The sequence below is a fragment of the Sphingopyxis sp. genome (assembly GCF_050725615.1).
GTDB lineage: Bacteria > Pseudomonadota > Alphaproteobacteria > Sphingomonadales > Sphingomonadaceae > Sphingopyxis.
Window position 1 is genome coordinate 1 of record NZ_JBOHHU010000054.1, and the last position, 16,383, is coordinate 16,383.

General features: G+C 65.4%; 23 protein-coding genes and 1 tRNA gene. 9 read left to right on the plus strand and 15 right to left on the minus strand.

What is annotated here, in order from left to right; genetic code table 11:
- Positions 1–12: 12 nt before the first annotated feature.
- Genes ACREB7_RS13245 through ACREB7_RS13255 form a run of 3 tightly spaced genes read right to left on the minus strand, consistent with a single transcriptional unit; the run spans position 13 to position 1,972 of the window.
- The gene (locus tag ACREB7_RS13245) at positions 13–660 is read right to left on the minus strand and encodes a hypothetical protein (RefSeq protein ID WP_431592747.1); all 648 of its coding nucleotides are present in this window, start codon (positions 658–660) and stop codon (positions 13–15) included.
- On the minus strand, positions 657–1,379 hold the full coding sequence (locus ACREB7_RS13250; RefSeq protein ID WP_431592748.1) for a hypothetical protein: 723 nt from the start codon (positions 1,377–1,379) through the stop codon (positions 657–659). Before ACREB7_RS13250 ends, ACREB7_RS13245 begins: the two co-directional genes overlap by 4 nt.
- A complete protein-coding gene (locus tag ACREB7_RS13255; protein WP_431592749.1) occupies positions 1,376–1,972 on the minus strand; it encodes a hypothetical protein in 597 nt (198 codons plus the stop codon). Before ACREB7_RS13255 ends, ACREB7_RS13250 begins: the two co-directional genes overlap by 4 nt.
- A gap of 327 nt (positions 1,973–2,299) precedes the next feature.
- Between ACREB7_RS13255 and ACREB7_RS13260 the strand changes: the two genes are divergently transcribed.
- A complete protein-coding gene (locus tag ACREB7_RS13260) occupies positions 2,300–2,860 on the plus strand; it encodes a hypothetical protein (protein WP_431592750.1) in 561 nt (186 codons plus the stop codon).
- Positions 2,857–3,744: a hypothetical protein gene (locus ACREB7_RS13265; protein WP_431592751.1), complete on the plus strand. Its 888-nt coding sequence runs from the start codon at positions 2,857–2,859 to the stop codon at positions 3,742–3,744. Before ACREB7_RS13260 ends, ACREB7_RS13265 begins: the two co-directional genes overlap by 4 nt.
- 6 nt (positions 3,745–3,750) lie before the next feature.
- Here ACREB7_RS13265 and ACREB7_RS13270 read toward each other — a convergent pair whose 3' ends face one another.
- Complete coding sequence (locus ACREB7_RS13270) at positions 3,751–5,439, minus strand: amidohydrolase (RefSeq protein ID WP_431592752.1); 1,689 nt, start codon at positions 5,437–5,439, stop codon at positions 3,751–3,753.
- Positions 5,440–5,540: 101 nt separating this feature from the next.
- Entirely contained in the window at positions 5,541–5,762 is a 222-nt protein-coding gene (locus ACREB7_RS13275) for a hypothetical protein (protein ID WP_431592753.1), read from the minus strand.
- A gap of 157 nt (positions 5,763–5,919) precedes the next feature.
- Here ACREB7_RS13275 and ACREB7_RS13280 point away from each other — a divergent pair.
- Both ACREB7_RS13280 and tig read left to right on the plus strand, forming a co-directional pair.
- A tRNA-Leu gene (locus ACREB7_RS13280) sits at positions 5,920–6,004 on the plus strand.
- Between the two features lie 100 nt (positions 6,005–6,104).
- Positions 6,105–7,673 (plus strand): trigger factor, encoded by a 1,569-nt coding sequence (gene tig / locus ACREB7_RS13285; RefSeq protein WP_431592754.1) that lies wholly within the window; start codon positions 6,105–6,107, stop codon positions 7,671–7,673.
- Positions 7,674–7,881: 208 nt separating this feature from the next.
- On the opposite strand, the gene ACREB7_RS13290 is transcribed toward tig, so the two are convergent.
- From ACREB7_RS13290 to ACREB7_RS13305, 4 genes are read right to left on the minus strand one after another with little or no spacing between them, the layout of a single operon-like run.
- Positions 7,882–8,292 (minus strand): VOC family protein, encoded by a 411-nt coding sequence (locus tag ACREB7_RS13290; protein WP_431592755.1) that lies wholly within the window; start codon positions 8,290–8,292, stop codon positions 7,882–7,884.
- Positions 8,289–8,936: a heme exporter protein CcmB gene (locus ACREB7_RS13295; protein WP_431592756.1), complete on the minus strand. Its 648-nt coding sequence runs from the start codon at positions 8,934–8,936 to the stop codon at positions 8,289–8,291. Before ACREB7_RS13295 ends, ACREB7_RS13290 begins: the two co-directional genes overlap by 4 nt.
- A complete protein-coding gene (gene ccmA, locus ACREB7_RS13300) occupies positions 8,933–9,517 on the minus strand; it encodes a heme ABC exporter ATP-binding protein CcmA (protein ID WP_431592757.1) in 585 nt (194 codons plus the stop codon). The genes ACREB7_RS13295 and ccmA overlap by 4 nt, the downstream gene beginning before the upstream one ends.
- Positions 9,514–9,942 (minus strand): metallopeptidase family protein, encoded by a 429-nt coding sequence (locus tag ACREB7_RS13305; RefSeq protein ID WP_431592758.1) that lies wholly within the window; start codon positions 9,940–9,942, stop codon positions 9,514–9,516. The genes ccmA and ACREB7_RS13305 overlap by 4 nt, the downstream gene beginning before the upstream one ends.
- Before the next feature lie 52 nt (positions 9,943–9,994).
- Between ACREB7_RS13305 and ACREB7_RS13310 the strand changes: the two genes are divergently transcribed.
- The 3 genes from ACREB7_RS13310 to ACREB7_RS13320 all read left to right on the plus strand — a co-directional run bounded on the left by ACREB7_RS13310 (position 9,995) and on the right by ACREB7_RS13320 (position 12,384).
- A complete protein-coding gene (locus tag ACREB7_RS13310; protein WP_431592759.1) occupies positions 9,995–10,282 on the plus strand; it encodes a 4a-hydroxytetrahydrobiopterin dehydratase in 288 nt (95 codons plus the stop codon).
- A 4-nt stretch (positions 10,283–10,286) separates the two neighbouring features.
- Complete coding sequence (locus tag ACREB7_RS13315) at positions 10,287–10,925, plus strand: YoaK family protein (RefSeq protein ID WP_431592760.1); 639 nt, start codon at positions 10,287–10,289, stop codon at positions 10,923–10,925.
- Between the two features lie 61 nt (positions 10,926–10,986).
- Positions 10,987–12,384 (plus strand): amino acid permease, encoded by a 1,398-nt coding sequence (locus tag ACREB7_RS13320; protein WP_431592761.1) that lies wholly within the window; start codon positions 10,987–10,989, stop codon positions 12,382–12,384.
- Between the two features lie 3 nt (positions 12,385–12,387).
- Here the strand turns inward: ACREB7_RS13320 and ACREB7_RS13325 are convergent, their stop codons facing one another.
- The 6 genes from ACREB7_RS13325 to ACREB7_RS13350 all read right to left on the minus strand — a co-directional run bounded on the left by ACREB7_RS13325 (position 12,388) and on the right by ACREB7_RS13350 (position 14,905).
- Positions 12,388–12,627, minus strand: a complete 240-nt coding sequence (locus tag ACREB7_RS13325) for a zf-TFIIB domain-containing protein (protein ID WP_431592776.1) — start codon at positions 12,625–12,627, stop codon at positions 12,388–12,390.
- Positions 12,628–12,765: 138 nt separating this feature from the next.
- A complete protein-coding gene (locus tag ACREB7_RS13330; protein ID WP_431592762.1) occupies positions 12,766–12,975 on the minus strand; it encodes a helix-turn-helix domain-containing protein in 210 nt (69 codons plus the stop codon).
- Positions 12,975–13,502, minus strand: coding sequence for a DUF2975 domain-containing protein (locus ACREB7_RS13335; protein WP_431592763.1), 528 nt, complete (start codon positions 13,500–13,502; stop codon positions 12,975–12,977). The genes ACREB7_RS13330 and ACREB7_RS13335 overlap by 1 nt, the downstream gene beginning before the upstream one ends.
- A 90-nt stretch (positions 13,503–13,592) precedes the next feature.
- Positions 13,593–13,913: a DUF2218 domain-containing protein gene (locus ACREB7_RS13340; protein ID WP_431592764.1), complete on the minus strand. Its 321-nt coding sequence runs from the start codon at positions 13,911–13,913 to the stop codon at positions 13,593–13,595.
- 12 nt (positions 13,914–13,925) lie between these two features.
- Entirely contained in the window at positions 13,926–14,522 is a 597-nt protein-coding gene (locus tag ACREB7_RS13345) for a PadR family transcriptional regulator (protein ID WP_431592777.1), read from the minus strand.
- A gap of 179 nt (positions 14,523–14,701) precedes the next feature.
- Positions 14,702–14,905, minus strand: coding sequence for a hypothetical protein (locus ACREB7_RS13350; RefSeq protein ID WP_431592765.1), 204 nt, complete (start codon positions 14,903–14,905; stop codon positions 14,702–14,704).
- 460 nt (positions 14,906–15,365) lie between these two features.
- Here ACREB7_RS13350 and rplJ point away from each other — a divergent pair, with 460 nt between their 5' ends.
- On the plus strand, positions 15,366–15,881 hold the full coding sequence (gene rplJ / locus ACREB7_RS13355; protein WP_431592766.1) for a 50S ribosomal protein L10: 516 nt from the start codon (positions 15,366–15,368) through the stop codon (positions 15,879–15,881).
- A gap of 58 nt (positions 15,882–15,939) precedes the next feature.
- Complete coding sequence (gene rplL / locus ACREB7_RS13360) at positions 15,940–16,311, plus strand: 50S ribosomal protein L7/L12 (protein WP_077145543.1); 372 nt, start codon at positions 15,940–15,942, stop codon at positions 16,309–16,311.
- Positions 16,312–16,383 lie beyond the last annotated feature (72 nt).

The following is a 16,383-nucleotide window of genomic DNA, read 5'->3' on the forward strand; positions in this document are numbered from 1 at the left end:
GGGTTGTTCCGCTTATTTCGCGGGCTTGCGGCGGCTCATCGCGCTCCGCGCATTGTTGGCATATTCCTCAAAATTCAGCTTGAACACGCCGTTGAGCTCGTCGAGCGCGGCGATCGCGTCTTCGCCTTCCTTCGGCGGGAAGAGCTTGAGGCCGTTGCCGCCCCACGCCTTATATTCGAAATCGATCTTCTGGTCGGCGCCGAAGTCGCGGATCATAAACAGCGTCTTGAGCGAACGGCCGTAGATGGCGGCTTTCTGATAGAGCACGTCGGCGACGATCAGTTCCGAATAGCAGGCCGCAGTCGAGTCCGAGCGGCGCGTCTTGACCTTGTTCATCGTCTTGCGTTCGAGCGCGGTGTCGTGAGTGACGACGACGGTGCCGGGCTTGAGCGCGATGAGCGTCGCGAGGTCGAGCGACTTCAGCGCGTCGAGCTGGCTCGGGCTGTCGAGCGCGGTCGCCAGCGACGCCTTGTTGTTGGCGTCGGTGCCGCTGTGCAGCGCCGCGTCGAGCAGGCCGCCGCCGAGCAGGCCGGTGGTGACCGAGGTCATGCGTTCGGCCGGCCAGATGTGCAGTTCGCACGGCGCCGCATCCTGGGCGGCGGCGGGCGACGCCAGCGTCGCCGAAAGGCCGGCGGCGATCAGCGCAATTTTGGTCTTCATTTCTTTTTTCCCTGTTTGGTGGTTCCGGTGGTGGCGTTGGTCGTCAGCGCCGCGCCGAAAAGCGCGACGTTATTCGTGAAGGCGGCGCGCATCTCGGCCTTTGCCTCGTCGAATTTTGCGGGAATATCCTCCGGCTCGATCACCAGCCTGGTCTGGACCCAGGCGCCGAAGCTGCGGGTCGGCGTGTTGCCGGTCCCGAAATCGCGAAAGCGATAGAGGCTCTTCAAATTCTGACCATTGCTCCATTCGTTCGAGAGAATGAGCGAGTCGAGGACAAGGTCGGCGTAGCAGGGCGATGAACCGGCGGCATAGCGTCCGGGCGTACCGCGAATCTCGCGGCTGGTGAGAGCGGTATCGTGGATAACCAGCCGGTGCCCCGGCAGCCCGAATATGGTCCCGTCGGGTGATGCGGACAGAAGCACTCCCTGCTCGCTGAGGCTGAGCAGATCGAAAGGTTTCTCGGCCGGCGCATCGGGATCCACCCGTTTCCACAGCCCGCCGCGGCGCTTGGGTGGTTCAAAACCGGCCAGGAGGCCGCCCGACAGTCCCGATTTGAAATTATGCCCTTCTCCCTGATTGGCAAAGCGCATCGCGGCGGCGGGCCAGACATGGAGTTCGCAGACGGTCGGCGCGGCGTCCGCAACGGCGTCCTGTGCGAGCGCGGGGGAGGCAAGGCCGACGGCGACAGCGAGGCAGGCGAAACGCATACGGCGGATCATTTCTTCTTCTTGCCGCCGGCGGTCTCATTGGCCCGCAGCGCGCCGGCGAACTCGAAGATGTTCGAGCGGAAAGCGGCGCGAATTTCGGCCAGCGCCTCGGCATTCCTCGCCGGTTCCTTGGGCGGGAAGGCGAGGAGCGGGGTTTTGGCCCAGGTGCCGAATTGTTTCGTAAACCGGTCGGATGCTCCGAAATCGCGAAAGCGGATCAGCGTCTTGAGCGAGCCGCCGTTGACGACGTCCTGCTGGAAAAACACATCCTCGAAGATCAGTTCGGCGTAGCAGGTCGATGTCGAGGCGGTCAGGCGCGCCGGGTTCTGACGGATCGTCACGGTCGACTGAGGGGTGTCGTGGATCACGACGGCGTAGTCGGTCCGCGTGAAGACGTCCTGGAGCGCGGCGGCGCGGATCATGGCGAGTTGCTGCGCGGTATCGACCGGGTCGGCCGGAACTTCGGGATAGCCGTCGCGGCCCTTGACCGCGCCGTCGACGATCCCGCCATGGAGCCAGCCGTGATAGATCGAGCGCAGCCCGCCGCTCGGCCAGACATGCAATTCGCAGCCCGGCGGGGCGGACGGCACGTCGGCCACCGCCATGATCGGTTCTTGCGGATCCGAAGGCTGGGCCGCGCCGTTCCCTGCGAGCGACGCCGCCAAAATCATGGCCGCCGACACGCGCGCAGCCCAACGCCCCAAATTCATCCTCGCGACCCTCATCTCCCGCCGCCCCGGCGGGATCGCTCTGCTGCTATATCGCGCGGGATTCTTTGCAAGATATTTTGTCGCCGCGCGGGTCGATTATTCCGCTCCACTACAGATAGATGGGTAAGGTACGGGGGCGGCTCAGGGCCCCATCGCGACCCTTGCTCAATCGGGCGACCCGTTGCATGTCTGGGGGCAGGTCGACGCGGCGAGGGGGGCGACATGAGGGGTATCGGGGTCTTGGCGGTGTTGGCGGGAAGTCTGGCCGTCCTGTCGCCCGCAGCGGTGGCAAGCGAAGCGGCCGCGCTTCCCGATCCGGCGAGCATCGTGGTGCCCGACCTGTCGGGGTCGGACGACGCGGCAGTGGTCGAAAATGGCTGGAAATATTTCTTCTATCACCGCGATGGCACGAGTTTTGCCGAAGCCTATGCCGACATCGCCGACTGCTATCGCTTCCTCGCGCCCGCCGGCTGGGCCAATGTGGCGATCCCGCGCTTTGTCCCCTGGGTCGAACGGTCGCCGGGCGAGCGCGCCGCAACGGGCTATTTCGAGCATTCGGGACTGGTGGGTCTCGCGATCGGCAGCATGTTCGAGGGCACGCTGACTCGCCGCGACCGGCAGGCGAAGATGCGCCGCTGCATGGAGCCGCGCGGGTATACGCGCTACGGCGTCGCGGAGGAAATCTGGGAGAATGTCGCCGACCTGCCGCCCGAACAGGGCATAGCGGTGCAGGCGAAGATCGCCTCCGGGCCGACCTGGGGTGGAAAGGTGCCGGTGAAATGAAGCGGTTGACGATGCTGCTGTCGCTGTTCGTGGCGCTCGCCATTCCTGCCGTCGCCCAGGCCGCCGACGCCAAGGCGCCCGACGAACTGGTCGAGATCGACGGCAAAAAGCCGGTCGTGATCAAACCCGACAGAGCCTATCTGTTGTTCCGGGTGAAGGGCAAATGGTTCGCGCCGGTGTTCATGCGCGTGCCGACCGAGGCCGAGGTCGCGGCTTATTATGCGGCGAAGAAGGCCGCCTTCGACAAGGCGCTGCCCGACCTCAAAAAGGCGCGCGATGCGGCGCTGGCGAAGCAGGCGGCCGCGAAAGGGACGAAATCGGACGACGAGGTGCCGCCCGAACCGAGTCTCGAAACTTTCGACTATCACCATCCCGACGTCCAGAACCTCCAGTCGATCAACCTCGGCAAGGCGCTGGAGAAGGGCAAGGACGAGAAGCTGATGCTGATCGAGGCGGTGCCGGGCAGCTATGTGATCTATGGTGCGGGCAACCAGAATGCGATGCTGGCGTGCATGTGCCTGGGCTCGGTTGGCTTCGAGGCGAAGGCGGGCGAGGTCACCGACCTTGGCGCGGTGCATGTCGCGATCGCGTGGCAGGCGTCGGACGATCCGGTGCTGGCGGGTGAAACCGGGCTGGGGGCGAGCGTCAATGGCCATTGGGTGATGCCCGCGATGGGGGTCGCGCCGGCGACCGCGCCGAGCGCGCCGGCCGCCCTGGCGGGCAAGCCGGTCGTGACCGCAAGCTGGCGCGCGATCGGCAAATTCGTCGGTCCGCCGGTGTTCAACGTCAACCGGCTGGCGCCGGTCGCCGGGGTGCTAAGTTATGACGCGCGCGGCCGGGTGATCGACGTCAAGAGCGGCGAGCCGGTCGCGGATAATTATTGACCGGCGTCATTCTTTCGCGCGCCACACCGTAGCGCTCTCCTTGATGGTTTCCAGGACCTTGATGTCCTTGATGCCATCGACCGGGGTCGTCAGCGGGTTCTTGTCGAGGATCACGAAATCGGCGAGCAGGCCGGGCTTGATCCGGCCCTTGCGCTCCTCCTCGAAGACCTGCCAGGCGGGGCCGGTGGTCAGCGCCTGGAGCGCTTCATAGGCGCCCAGCCGCTCGTCGGGGCCGCTGACGACGCCGGTCGGCGAGACGCGCGCCATCGAGGTCCAGAGCATGAAGCGCGTGTCGAGCGGGGTGACGCTATAGTCGCTGTGGTTCGACGGCGTCAGGCCCGCAGCGCGCGCCGAGCGGAAGGGGCTGATGAAATCGACGACCTCCTTCGGGAAATTGGTGCGGTGGACGTCGCCCCAATACCAGGTGTGGTTCGAGAAATAGGCGGGGCCGACGCCGATGCGCGCATAGGCGGCGAGTTGGTCGCGGCGCTGGAACTGCGAGTGGATGACGATCGGGCGGCGATTGTCGGCGGCCTTGATGCCGAGCGCGTCGAAGCACTGGATCGCCATGTCGATCGCCGCGTCGCCATTGGCATGGGCGAAGATCTGCCACCCGCGATCATGCACTTTGCGCGCCTGCGCACAAAATTCCTGTTCGGAAACCACGGGCTGGCCGTGCCAGGGGTGCGCGCCGTCGGGGCTGCCGCGCGCATAGTCGCGGGTGAAAAAGCCGGTGCGTGCCTGCACCGACCCGTCGAGGACGAATTTGACCCCCTGCAATTTCACATGGCCCTGATAGGTGCCGAATTTGGGGTCGGGCTGAGCGAGCAGCGCGTCGAGGCCGGTGTAGAAAGGCAAGAGCGCGAGGTCGATCTTGATATGGTCGCGCGCGGCCGCGCTGGTCAGGAACGCCAGATCGTCGGGCTGGGTCGCGCCGTCCTGCGCATGGGTATAGCCTTCGGCGAAATAATGTTGCTGCGCGGCATCGAGCCCGGCGAGCTTTTGCTCGACGGTCGGTTGCGGCATCGCGGGCATCATCAGGAACATCGATTTTTCGAGCAATACCCCGTTGAGCCGCCCGTCGGCGTCGCGCAGCATCATCCCGCCCGACGGCGGCTGACTGGCGTCGGTCAGCTTTGCCGCAGCGAGCGCGGGGCTGTTCGCGACGAGATTGTGGAAGGAGATATGGAACATCACGATCTTGTGATCGGGCGATACCGCGTCGAGGTCGGCGCGGGTGACGAGGCGCCGTTCGGCAAGCGCCTCCTCATTATATTGCATGACGACGACCCAGCCGCCCTTGGGGATTGCGCGCCGCGCGATATAGTCGCGGATCGCGCCTTGCAGCGAGGCAACATCCTTCACCGGCGGCAAGGTCTTGTCGCCAAGATCGAGCGCGTCCGACATCTTCAACGCGAAGGTGAAGTGCGAATGGGCATCGATGAAGCCGGGGAGCATTGTCGCGCCCTTGAGATCGTGGATCGCGGCGTCCTCGCCCGCTGCCTTGCGGGCATCGACTTCGCTGCCGGCGAAGGCGATGCGGTCCCCCCGCGTCACCACCGCCTCGACCATTTGCGGGGTCTCGCCGTCCATGGTGACGATCGGGCCGCCCCGATAAAGGGTGGTTTCCTGCGCCGCAGCGGGCAGGGCATAAGCGGTCGCCAGCAGGGCGACGGCGGCGGTCAGAATTTTCATATCGTCTCTCTCCTGCCCGCACCTTGGCGGGCGGAGCAGGGAGTGGTCAAGTGGTTAGCTGACTAAGTTCTGTCGCCGCGCTGCATCAGGGGCATCTCGAGCTAGACCTGCTGCGGTGGCACTTCACTGGGCCCGCGCCCCGGATGATCGGTGTCGCCGCCGCCGGGCGCGCCCGGTACTTCGAGCGGCTGCCCGGCCGGATCCTCCTGCGGCGTCGGCTGGACCGGATTTTCGGGCGGCGCCATCGGTTCGATGGTGTCGGGTTTGGGTTTCGGCAGCGGGTCGGCCGCATGGACATGCAGGCTAGCGCTATAGCTGGTCATCATCTGTCTCCTTGCCCGACCAACGTCCGGCACGCCCCGACGTTCCGGCCGCGTTGCGGGCCTTGCCCTTGGCGGTCCGTCTGCTATAGCGCCGCGCGGCCCGCACGGGCGTGCGCGGCTTTTTCGCGCGTTTTCGTGCATCCGGCCGAAGCTCTGAGCGGGCGTGGCGGAATTGGTAGACGCGCTGGTTTTAGGTACCAGTATCGCAAGATGTGGGGGTTCGAGTCCCTTCGCCCGCACCAGTTTTGCGAGGTTCTGACGAGCTTGGGGCCGGAATATGGGGAACTCCGTCGCAACGACGGGGTTCGGATAGAGATTTTGAGCAAGGATAAGACCAAGGCAATGAAGACCGTCGAAACGCTGAACGAAGGCCTGAAGCGCGAATATCGCGTCACCATCACCGCCAAGGATATCGATGCCCGCGTCGATGACGAAGTGAAGAGCATTGCCCCGACGGTGCGCATGCCCGGCTTCCGCCCCGGCAAGGTGCCCGCGAACCTGATCCGCAAGATGCACGGCGCCGCTTTGTCGGCCGACGCGCTGAACAAGGCGATCGAGGCCGGCGTGCGCGACCTGATGACCAAGGAAAAGCTGCGCCCCGCGCTGCAGCCCGCGGTGACGCTGGACGAGGGTTATGAAACCGGCAAGGACGCCGACATCACCGTCGCGCTGGAAGTGCTGCCCGAAATCGCCACCCCGTCGATTGACGGGCTGAAGCTCGAGCGCCTGACCGTTCCCGCCGACGACAAGGCCGTCATGGCCAAGATCGAGGAATTTGCGACTCAGATGAAGCGCTACGAGGAAGCGCCGAAGACCAAGAAGGCCGCGACCGGCGACCAGGTCATCATCGACTTCGCGGGCTCGGTCGACGGCGTCGCCTTCGACGGCGGCACCGGCGAGGACATGGCGGTCGAAATCGGCGCCGGCCAGCTCATCCCGGGCTTCGAAGACCAGCTGATCGGCACCAAGGTCGGTGACGAGAAGGTCCTGAAGGTCACCTTCCCGGACGAATATCCGGTCGAAAATCTGAAGGGCCAGCCCGCCGAATTCGCGATCACCGTCAAGGAGCTGAAGGTTCCGGCGGCCGCGTCGATCGACGACGAGTTCGCCAAATCGCTGGGTCTGGAGAGCCTCGACAAGCTCAAGGAAATCATGAAGGACCAGGTCGAGCAGGAACTCAACGGCCTGACCCGCACCTATATGAAGCGCAAGCTGCTCGACCAGCTCGCCGCGAGCCATGATTTCGACGTGCCGCCGACGATGGTCGAGGCCGAATTCGGCCAGATCTGGCAGCAGCTCGAGCATGAAGCGAGCCATGAGGAAGACGTCGAGGCGGCGAAGGCCGAACTCGAAAAGGACCGCGACGAATATCGTGCGATCGCCGTTCGCCGCGTCCGCCTCGGCCTGCTTCTGTCCGAAATCGGCCAGGCGCATGGCGTGCAGGTTTCGCAGCAGGAAATGCAGCGCCTCGTCGCGCAGGCCGCGCAGCAGTACCGTCCCGAAGACCGTCAGCGCTTCATGGAATATGTCCAGCAGGACGCGCTCGCCGCAGCCCAGCTTCGCGCGCCGCTCTATGAGGACAAGGTCGTCGACTTCCTGTTCGAAAAGGCCGAGATCAGCGACCGCGAAGTGACCCGCGAAGAAATCGAAGCGGCGATCGAAGCCGACGATGATGGCGGCCATGTCCACGGCCCGGGCTGCGGTCACGACCATGACCATGACGCCAAGCCTGCCAAGAAAGCCGCCGCGAAGAAGCCGGCCGCCAAGAAGGCCGACGTGACCGAGGAAGCCGCCGAGGCTCCCGCCAAGAAGGCGCCGGCGAAGAAGGCGGCTGCCCCCAAGGCCGACGCCGAGGAAAAGCCGGCGGCTGCCAAAAAGGCTCCGGCCAAGAAGGCCGCTGCCAAGAAATAAGCTTCGCGGCTTAGAGACAGGAAAGGCCGGGTGGAGGATGCTCCGCCCGGCCTTTTTCTTTTGGGGCGCGCGAGGGGGCCGGGCCGACGTTTTTTTGAAATCTTCCCTATCACACGGTGATGGGGAGGCGGCCGCGCGACGCGCTGACGGAGCGGTCGACGCCGTCAGGTGCAAGGCATGCTATTAAGGCCCGAGCCCGCTCCGCCCCTCACGCCGCCTGGCGAAACTCGATCAGGTCCCATTTATTGCCATAGAGGTCGAGGAACACCGCGACGGTGCCATAATCGGCCTCCATCGGCTCGCGCTCGATCCGCACGCCCCGGTCGAGCAGGCGCTGATAGTCGCGCGAAAAATCATCGGTTTGCAGGAACAGGAAGACGCGTCCGCCCGACTGGTTCCCGATGAATTCGGCCTGCTCCGGGTTTGCCGCCCGCGCAAGCAGGACCGTCGCGCCGCCTGCGGGATTGCCCGGCGGGGCGACGAGCACCCAGCGCTTGTCCTGCGCCGGCTGATACTGGTCGGCGACGAGCGTGAAGCCCAGGGTCCCGACATAGAAATCGATCGCCTCGTCATAGTCGCGCACGACCAGCGCGACATGGGCGAGCGATTGCCGCGTCATTCGCGCAAGCCGCGCAGCGCGGCTCCCGCCGCAAACGGCCCGATCGCCGTCAGCAGCAAGCTTACCGCCGCCAGCAGCTTGATCGCGCCGCGCCCCGAGGGGTCGAGCATCCCCGCGCCGAAGATCAGCAGTGGCACCGCGAGCGGTAGCACCAGCAGCCCGCCGATCGCGCTCCCGCTTTTGTGCCCGGCCGTCAGCGACGCGCTCAGCACCGCGAGCGAGGCGAGGGCGGGGATGGCGATCGCGATGCCGGTTGCCAGCGTCTCCACCCGCCCCGCATCCTGCGCCAGCAGCGCTGAGGCGGGGAGGAGGGCGATGAGCAGCGGCAGGCCGAAGCCGATCGCATGCGCGGCGATCTTCACCGCCGCGATCACCTCGTCGGCGACCCCGCGCACCGCCAATTGGTCGAGTACCCCGGCATCGCGATCGGGGCGCACCAGCCGGTCGATCGGCAGCAGCGCGGCGAGCAGCGCCGCGACCCACACCATGCCGCCGCCGGCGCGTCGGAGCAAAGGGGCGTCGGGGCCGACCGCAAAGGGAAAGGCGGTGGCGACGAGCAGGAAGAACAGCACCGGCAGCCACAGCGCCCCGCTGCCCCACGCACGCCGCAGGTCGCGCCAGAACAGGGCGATCAGCATCGTCACGCCAGCGCGCCCATGTCGAGTTCGGCGAGGTCGGGCACGCCCAGCGCGAAATGCGACGCCAGCAGCACCGCGCCGCCATTCGCGCGGTGCGCCGCGATCGCCGCGACCAGCCGTGCCTGCGCCGCATCGTCCATGCCGTTGGCGGGCTCGTCGAGCAGCCAGATCGGCGCCCCGCTGGCGATCACCCGGACCATCGCGGCGCGCTTGCGCTGCCCGGTCGACAGCATCGCCACCGGCACTTCGGACAGCGACGCCAGCGCCATCGTCTCCATCGCGCGGTCCACGGTATGGCCATCGACCGTATCGACCCGCGCCCAGAAATCGAGGGCGCGGCGCAGCGGCAATTCGGCATCGAGCGCCGCCGCTTCGTCGATCAGCGCGACCCGCCCGAAGCGTTCGACCGTCCCCGCCGCAGCGCGCAGCAGCCCCGCCACGACGCGGATCAGGCTCGACTTGCCCGCGCCGTTGGGACCGCGCAGCCAGAGCGCTTCGCCGGGCGCCAGCGAAAGGGAGAGTTTCTCGAACAACAGCCGGTCGCCGCGAATGCACGCCACCCGGTCAAGCCGCAGCAACGCCGTCACGCCATATCTTCCAGCGCGTGCATATCGTCGTCGGAGAAACCGAAATGATGCCCGATTTCGTGGATCAGGACATGGCGCACCAGTCGGTCGAGTTTCTCGCCGGTCTCGATCCATTCGACGAGGATCGGGATGCGATAGAGGGTGACGCGGTCGGGCATGCCGCCGCTCGCGTCGATGCTGCGCTCGGTCAGCGGACGGCCTTCATAGAGGCCGGTGAGATCATAGGGATGCTCGATGTCGAGCGACTTCAGCACCTCGTCGTCGGCAAACTCCTCGATCGCGATCACCACATCCTGGATATGCGGCGCGAAAACGGCGGGCAGGCTGTCCAGCGCCGCCTCGGCCATCGCGAACAGCGCATTGGTGTCGGGCGCCGCTCCGGTCCAGCCGGGGGGAAGCGAGGAAAGGGCAGTCTTGTCGCTCATCGCGCCCTTCCTTATGGCGGGTGCGGCAGCTTGGCCAGCGGGAGACGAAAAGATGGTGCAGAAACTCGACGATGCGGCGCGCGATGCCTTGCTCGCCCGCTTCCCCGACTGGACGCACGAGCCGCAGCGCGACGCAATCACGCGCCGCTTCAAATTCGCCGATTTCGCGCAGGCGTTCGGCTTCATGGCCAGCGTCGCGATCATCGCCGAAAAGATGGACCATCATCCCGAATGGTCGAACGTCTACAACCGCGTCGATATCCTGCTGACGACGCACGATGCCGACGGATTGTCGGAGCGCGACGCAAAACTGGCCGAGGCGATCGAGGCGCTGCTGTGACGCGATGATCCGTTTCGACCGCGCCCATCAGCATCTGGCGTTGGGGATCGCGATCCTCGCCGGTTTCGTCGATGCGATCGGCTTCGTGGAGTCGGCGGGCTTTTTCGTATCCTTTATGACCGGCAATTCGACCCGGCTGGCGGTCGGTCTCGCCCAGTCGAGCGACGCGGCGATGGTCGCGGGCGGCATCATCGCGACCTTCGTCGCGGGGGTGGTGACGGGCTCGCTCGTCGCTGCGCGCGCCGGGTCGCGGCGGTCGCCGGCCGTGCTCGCACTCGTCGCGTTGCTGCTTATGCTGGCGATCGGGCTGCGTTTCATCCTTCCCGGTTGGCCGCCGGTCTTGTGCCTCGCCTTCGCCATGGGGGTCGTCAATGCCGCGATCGAGGGACAGGATGGCGCCGTCGTCGGCGTGACCTACATGACCGGCACGCTGGTCCAGATGGGGCACAAGATCGCCAATGCGCTGCGCGGTACGGGCGACGGGCGCTGGCTCGCGCATCTCTGGCTGTGGGCGGCGCTGGTTGCCGGCGCGGTCGCCGGGGCGCGTATGGTCCTGTGGTCGGCACCGCTCGCTTACGCGCTGGCGGTGCTGTTGGCGGCCGGGCTCGCGGCGCGCGCCCATGCGGTGGCACGCCCGGGTTGACGGCTCCGCTTGCCTTCTCCCCGATCCCGTTTCACAAGCAACCAAAATTAGGGGAGCCCGAATGACCGACAGCCTGCTGCGCCGCAAAGCAATAGTCCCGGAACAGCCGGAAGGGCATGGGCTGGCGCGCACGCTCGGCTGGCCGCACCTGATTGCCCTCGGCGTCGGCGCGATCGTCGGGACCGGCATCCTGACGCTGATCGGGGTCGGGGCCGACAAGGCGGGGCCGGCGGTCATCCTGTCCTTTGCGGTCGCGGGGCTGATCTGCGCCTGCGCGGCGCTCGCTTATGCCGAAATGGCGACGATGATCCCGGCGTCGGGCAGCGCCTATACCTACAGCTATGTCGTGATCGGCGAGCTTATCGCGTGGATTGTCGGCTGGAGCCTGATCCTCGAATATTCGCTGGTCGTCAGCGCGGTCGCGGTCGGCTGGTCGGGCTATGCCGCGCCTTTGCTACAGGCGTCGGTCGGGGTGCCGATGGCGCTGATGCAGGGGCCGGAACTGGGCGGCATCGTCAACCTTCCCGCCATTGCGATCATCGCCATCGTCGCGGGCATGCTGTTGTTCGGCACCCGTGAAAGCGCGACGGTCAATGCGATCCTCGTGATCGTCAAGATCATCGCGCTGACCGTCTTCGTCGCGGTCGCGCTGCCGGCCTTCGACGCCGCCAATCTCGAACCCTTCAGCCCCTTCGGCTTCGCCAAGCATGTCGGCCCCGACGGGGTCGAGCGCGGGGTGATGGCGGCGGCGGCGATTATCTTCTTCGCCTTTTACGGTTTCGACGCCATCGCCACCGCCGCCGAGGAAACCAAGAACCCCGACCGCGATCTCAAGATCGGGATCGTCGGCTCGATGCTCGTCTGCGTCCTGATCTACATCGCGGTCGCGGTTGCCGCCGTCGGCGCCATTTCCTACAGCAAATTCGCCAACAGCCCCGAGCCGCTGGCGCTGATCCTGCGCGACCTTGGAAGTCCCAAGGCGGCCTATTATCTGGGCGTTTCGGCCGTCATCGCGCTGCCGACCGTCATTCTGGCGTTTTTCTATGGCCAGAGCCGCATCTTCTTCACCATGGCGCGCGACGGTTTGCTGCCCAAGGGCCTCGCCAAGCTGTCGTCGCGCGGGTCGCCGGTGCGGATCACCATCTTCACCGCGATCGTCGTCGCGGTGCTCGCGGGCTTCATCCCGCTCGACGAGCTGGCCGCGCTCGCCAACGCCGGGACGCTCGCGGCCTTTACCGCCGTGTCGGTCTGCATGCTGATCATGCGCGTCCGCACCCCCGACGCGCCGCGCACCTTTCGCGCGCCGCTGCCCTGGGTCGTCGGCGGGATCGCGGTGCTCGGCTGTCTTTATCTGTTCCTCAGTCTGCCGGCGCAGACGCAGCTCTGGTTCGGGATATGGAACATCGCCGGGCTGGGCGTCTATTTCCTCTATGCCCGGCGAAATGCCGTCGCGGCCTGATCGTCAGTCGAACAATTCGCTGAGGAAGCTCTTTTTGTAGCTCTTCTTGTACGGCTTGCCGTAACCGCGATCGTCGTAGCGCTCCTCGCGATATTGCGGCTGCGGGGGAGGCGGTGCGGCCTGTTGCTGCGGTGCGTTCGCCGCTTCGCTGCGCTCGATGATCTTGTCGAGTTCGCCGCGATCGAGCCAGACCCCGCGGCATTGGGGGCAATAATCGATCTCGATCCCCTGCCGTTCGGACATCGTCAGATTCACGCGGCAGGTCGGGCAAAGCAGCCCCTGGGCATCGGTCACAAAAATTCCTTTCTCGGCACATGCGAAAGGCGGCCGAAGCGACCGCCTTTGCTATCAACGTTGGAGCGGGGTTTGCGTTCCCCGCAGTCATCCATCGGCTTCGAACGCCAGCAGGTCGCCCGGCTGGCATCCGAGTTCGGCGCAGATCGCCTCGAGCGTCGAAAAGCGCATCGCCTTGGCCTTGCCGGTCTTGAGGATCGATAGATTGGCCAGCGTGATGCCGATACGCTCGGACAGGTCGGTCAGCGTCATCCGCTTTGCGTGGAGCAGGTCGTCCAGTTTCACGACGATCGCCATCAGATCGTTCCTTCCAGCTCGTCGCGCATCGCCGCGCCCTGTTCGAACACCGCCGCGAGGACGAAGGCGAGCAGGATGGCGAGGATGTTGTTCAGCGACAGTCCGCCCATGCCGGCAAATTCGCTGTGCGCGGCCGCGATGCTGTTCGCGATCATGTGGAGCGGGATCGCCAGCAGTTGCGCCGCGACAAGGGCCCAGCCGATCCGGCGGAGCCGCTGCGCGTTGGCAGGGACAAAGGGATCACCGGTGGCCGCGCTTGCGACCATCGCCTGAAGCTGGCGCAACACGAAGGCGGCGACCGCGAGGATCGCCGCCAGCACGGCCATCATCCAGAGCAATTGCGGCTGGATGATCCCGGGGTCGATGAAGGTCTTGCTGTTCTTCAGTTCGACCATGACGTCGGGCCAGGCGGCAACCAGTGCGATGCCGACGGCCAGCACAAGCAGCGCGGCCGCCGCGACCAGTCCGAGCATCAGCCAGAGCAGGCCACGAGTGACGCCGAGCAGGGTGGAATGTTGAGCAGGCATATCGTTCTCCGATAGATATCTTATCGAAGAACGATACAACGCCATATTCTTATCGTCAATCGATATTATCGAAAAACGATATTTCGTGCCTCAAGCCGCCCGCCAGTCGAAGGCCAGCGGCGCCTCGCGGAAGGCGAAACGGTCGAGATGGCGCGCCACCGCATCCTTCAATCCCTCGAGTTGTCCGTCGATGCTGGCGTCGATCCGTACCGCCAGATGGTCGGCGCCGGCATCGAAGGTCACCAGCCCGTCGCCCGGCCAGTCGGCGCCGCGCGCATCCCTTGGGAAGGTCACGGTGCCGTGGTCGGCGGTGAACTCGACGCTGAGATTATGCTGCCAATGTTTGCACAGCTGTTGCAGATATTTGCTGGCGTGCGCGGTCGGCACGCGGGCGGTGGCCGCTATCGTCATGCTTTTCGCTCCCTACAGCCGCTCGATCTTCTGCGCCGCCTCGTCGATCAGCGCGACGACCTGGTGCAGCACCGTCTCGTCGATGTCGCGCTCGCCGAGCCGGTTGACCAGGACGTTGCGCAGATTGCCCATCGCGCGGCGGACCGATCCGCTGTCGGTGCGCTGTCGTTCTTCGCCGACGTCGGTCAGCCGCGCGATCAGCGCCTCGACCAGATCCCGGTTGGCGTCGAGTTCGGCCTGGCCCTCGGGCGTGATCGCGAACAGCTTCTTTGCGCCCTCGCTTTGCTGCGCCGCAATCTGTCCCATGTCGTCGAGCAGGGTGAGGGTGGGGTATATGACCCCCGGGCTCGGGGCATAGGCGCCGCCGGTCAGTTCCTCGATGCGCCGGATCAGATCATAGCCGTGCCGTGGTTCGTCGGCGATTAGCTTGAGCAGCACCAGCCGCAGCTCGCCGCTGTCGAACATCCGGCGGCGCGGGCCGCGTTCGCCATCGTCGCTGCGACCGTGCCGACCGCCGAAGCCGCGTCCATGGCCGAAACCCTGACCGCCGCGATGCATGGCGTGGCGATGGCCGCAGCCACGCCCGCCCATTTTTCCGTAAAATATCATCATCATGCTTCCTTAGAGCGATTCTAGATAGCTCTAAGATATATCTTAAGATCGAATATACAAGAGGGCTCGACCAATTATCGGGCCTTGGGGCGCCGCTTTCATCCGATGCCGCGCGCGCCGCAACGCCCGACGAGGGGCTTGCGCGATCCCGCAGTCGTTGGAAAGCGTGACGAGGGCTAGATATTGTCTTCGTAGGCGAGCGTCAGCAGGCGCTGCCAATGGCGGCGATCGCGGCCGTTCAGCCCGCGATCGCTGGCGCGGCGTTCCAGCTCGAGGCGCGTATTGTCGCCATGCTTCAACTGCATCTGCTGCAATGCGTCGAGATCGTCTGCCAGCCTTCGCGCGGCCTTTCGACCGCCGAACATGTCCGAAAAACCCAATGATCCCTCCTGTTCGTGCCCGGAGATGCAAGGGGGGAAGTGCATCAAGTGGCGATAAACTATCAGATTCGTTGCAGCCTGTCATGCGCCGTCGTGCCGTTTGCCATGCCGTCGCGGCACAAAATCCCGCCTTTTTCCTTGCATCCCGGCTTGACTTCCCCGGCTGCGCCGCTATTGGCGGCCCCGCATTGTCAGGGCTCCGAAGCGATTTGGGGCTGCGGCAATTCCGTCCGAGACAGTTGGTGCAGGGACTATGCCCTGCTTAATTTCCAGCCGAGACGGGGAACAGTCTTTTTCGGTCGCCCGCCTGGCAACAGGCGCATGCGGCTTGACCGACCCCATCGGACATCGTTGCGTGAAAGACAGGCGAGCCTTGGCTCGCGTCTGGCTTTCGCGTGTTTTAGCCGCCCGGCGGCGCATGTTCCGACATGCGGTTCCGGGCAAAGAGTGGAGTATAGGCATGGATCGTACGGAAAAGGCCGAAGCCGTATCCTCGCTGAACGCTACCCTGTCGTCAGCTGCCTCGGTTGTGGTCGTCCGCAACCTGGGCATGACCGTCGCTCAGTCGACGGTGCTGCGTCAGCAGATGCGTGATGCCGGGGCCGACTTTCGCGTCACGAAGAACCGTCTTGCCAAAATCGCGCTCGACGGCACGTCCTACACCGGCATCGGCGAACTGCTGACCGGTCCCACCGCACTGGCAACCTCGACCGACCCGGTCTCGGCTGCCAAAATCGCGGTGGAATTTGCCAAGACCAACCCCAAGCTGGAAATCGTTGGTGGTGGCATGGGTGACGTGGTGCTCGACGTGGCTGGCGTTACCGCGCTGGCTTCGCTTCCCTCGCTCGACGAGCTGCGCGCCAAGATCATCGGTCTGGTGCAGGCTCCCGCTACCAAGGTTGCGCAGATTGTCGCAGCTCCGGCGGGCCAGTTGGCGCGGGTTTTTGGCGCATATGCCGCCAAAGACGCAGCGTGATTTTGAATTAAACCTTGAAACTACTGCCGGGATATCCCGGCTCTGATGGAGAATGAACATGGCTGATCTTGCAAAGATCGTTGAAGAACTGTCGACCCTCACCGTCCTCGAAGCGGCTGACCTGTCGAAGATGCTCGAAGAAAAGTGGGGCGTTTCGGCTGCCGCTGCTGTTGCTGCCGCTCCGGCCGCTGCCGCTGCCGGCCCGGCTGCTGAAGAGCAGACCGAATTCGACGTCATCCTGACCGGCGACGGCGGCAACAAGATCAACGCGATCAAGGAAGTCCGCGCGATCACCGGCCTGGGCCTCGGCGAAGCCAAGGCGCTCGTTGAAAGCGCTCCCAAGGCGATCAAGGAAGGCGTGAGCAAGGCGGAAGCCGAAGAGCTGAAGAAGAAGCTCGAAGCTGCCGGCGCGACCGTCGAACTCAAGTAATGTCATTTCCCGGTCCGAGTGCGGGCCGGGACAAGGCAATAGGAAAAGGGCGGTGCCGCGAGGCGCCGCCCT